Annotated in this window: 2 protein-coding genes; one reads left to right on the top strand and one right to left on the bottom strand. The window is 60.9% G+C overall.

All coding sequences use genetic code 11. The annotated features are described in order from the left end of the window. Positions 1–7: 7 nt before the first annotated feature. Positions 8–880 carry a LysR family transcriptional regulator gene (locus ACXRVY_RS26935; RefSeq protein ID WP_223463077.1) on the bottom strand — a complete coding sequence of 291 codons (873 nt, stop codon included), beginning with the start codon at positions 878–880 and terminating at the stop codon, positions 8–10. A 77-nt stretch (positions 881–957) separates the two neighbouring features. Here ACXRVY_RS26935 and ACXRVY_RS26930 point away from each other — a divergent pair. After that, positions 958–1,829 (top strand): DMT family transporter (locus tag ACXRVY_RS26930; protein ID WP_458238723.1); only part of this gene is annotated, 872 nt, incomplete at its 3' end.

Genomic DNA, 1,829 nt, shown 5'->3' with positions numbered 1-1,829 from the left:
ATGCCGCTCAACGCCAGTCAAGGCTTGCGGCCAGTTTGATAAAGGCCAGCGTCGCGGGTGATGCCTGGCGTCGATCGAGTACCGCCAGGCCGACCTGGCGCAACACTGCCGGCGACAGCGGTTTTTTCACACAGCGGCCGTCAATTTGATCGGGCAATGAACCTTCGGCAACTACCGTCACCCCGTCGCCACGAGCGACGACATCCAGGGTACTCATCAACTGCGAGCAGCGATAACGGATGTTGGGCGTCAGCCGGGCCGCCGTGAACAGGCGTGAAACCAGCTCCGAAGAACCGGCCTCGGTCAGCACAAACGGGAAATCGCACAGGTCCTTCAGGCTCAGGCTGTCGTGAGCCGTCAGCGGGTGGTCGGCGGGCAGCAGCGCGACCATCTGGTCTTCGATCAACGCGACCGTGTCGAAACGCTCCTCGGGCAGCACCACAAAGCCGATGTCGATCCGTCGTTCCTCCAGCCACTGGAGCACCTGGCGGTCGGGGCCTTCGTCGATATGCACCTCTATGCCGGGATGGGCGGCGCGGTACTGCTGCAGAATCAACGGCAGCAATTTGATCGATGAGGTCGGGCCGAAGGAGCCGATGCGCAGCGTGCCGCGTTTCATGCCCCGCGCATCGGCCGCTTCCTGGCGCAGGGTGTTGGCCAGGCCGAGCATCGCTCGGGCGCGCAGCAACAGCTGCTGGCCAATGTCGCTCAACTCGACTTGGGATTGATGGCGGCGCAACAACTCGACACCCAACTCCAGCTCCAGGGACTTCAAGGCATGGGACACCGCCGATTGGGAAATACCCAGGCGATTGGCCGCTGCCGTGAAGCCGTGGAGTTCGGCCACGAGGGAAAAAACCTCCAGTTGAGTGAGGGTCATGAGTGTTTGCTCATTTTACGATGACTGGGTATTAGCCAAATGATACGTCATCTCTCCAATTTCCGGTCCTGGAATCCATGACGATCTGTGAGCAAAGCCTGGCAAAACCCTCGGATCTGCCGGTGTATCTGAAACTGGCGGCGGTCACCATGGTGTGGGGTGGCACCTTCGTTGCCGGACGCTATCTGGCCAACAGCCTCAGCCCGCTATTGGCGGCCAGCCTGCGGTTTCTGCTGGCCAGCGTGGCGTTGCTGCTGTTTGTACGCATGGCGCGGACACCGCTGGTTTGGCCCAACCCCCGGCAATGGCTGCAATTGCTTTTGCTTGGCTTTTTCGGGATCTTTTTTTACAACCTGTGCTTCTTTTACGGCCTGCACTACATCAGCGCCTCACGGGCATCCTTGATCGTGGCGCTGAATCCGGCGGTGATCGGCCTGGCTTCCTGGCTGCTGTTCAAGGAGCGTTTGAACCGGGCCAAAGTCGCCGGTATTGCGATCTGTATAGCGGGCGCGAGCATGGTGATCGTCAGTCGCAACCCGCAGTTAATGGCCGGTGGTGCCGACGCCTGGATTGGCGATCTGCTGATTTTCGGCTGCGTCCTCGGCTGGGGCATCTACTCGCTGTGCTCCAGAGAGCTGAACCACACGCTGGGGCCGGTGCAAACGGTGACGTATTCGATTCTGCTGGGCACGATCATGCTCTGGATAACCTGCATCGTCCGCGGCGAGGTGAGTATCGACGCGGTCGCCAGCCTGGGTGCGCAGCAATGGTTGAGCCTGTTGTACCTGGGTGTGCTGGGCTCGGCGCTGGCCTATATCGGCTATTACGACGGCATCCGCAAAATCGGTGCGACGCGTTCCGGGGTGTTCATTGCCTTGAATCCGCTGACGGCGGTTCTCCTTGGCGCACTGCTGCTGGGTGAGCCGCTGACGCTGGCAATGTGTCTGGG

The organism is Pseudomonas sp. P5_A2_2, from assembly GCF_054177685.1.
This window is presented reverse-complemented; position numbering and strand designations above follow the sequence as displayed.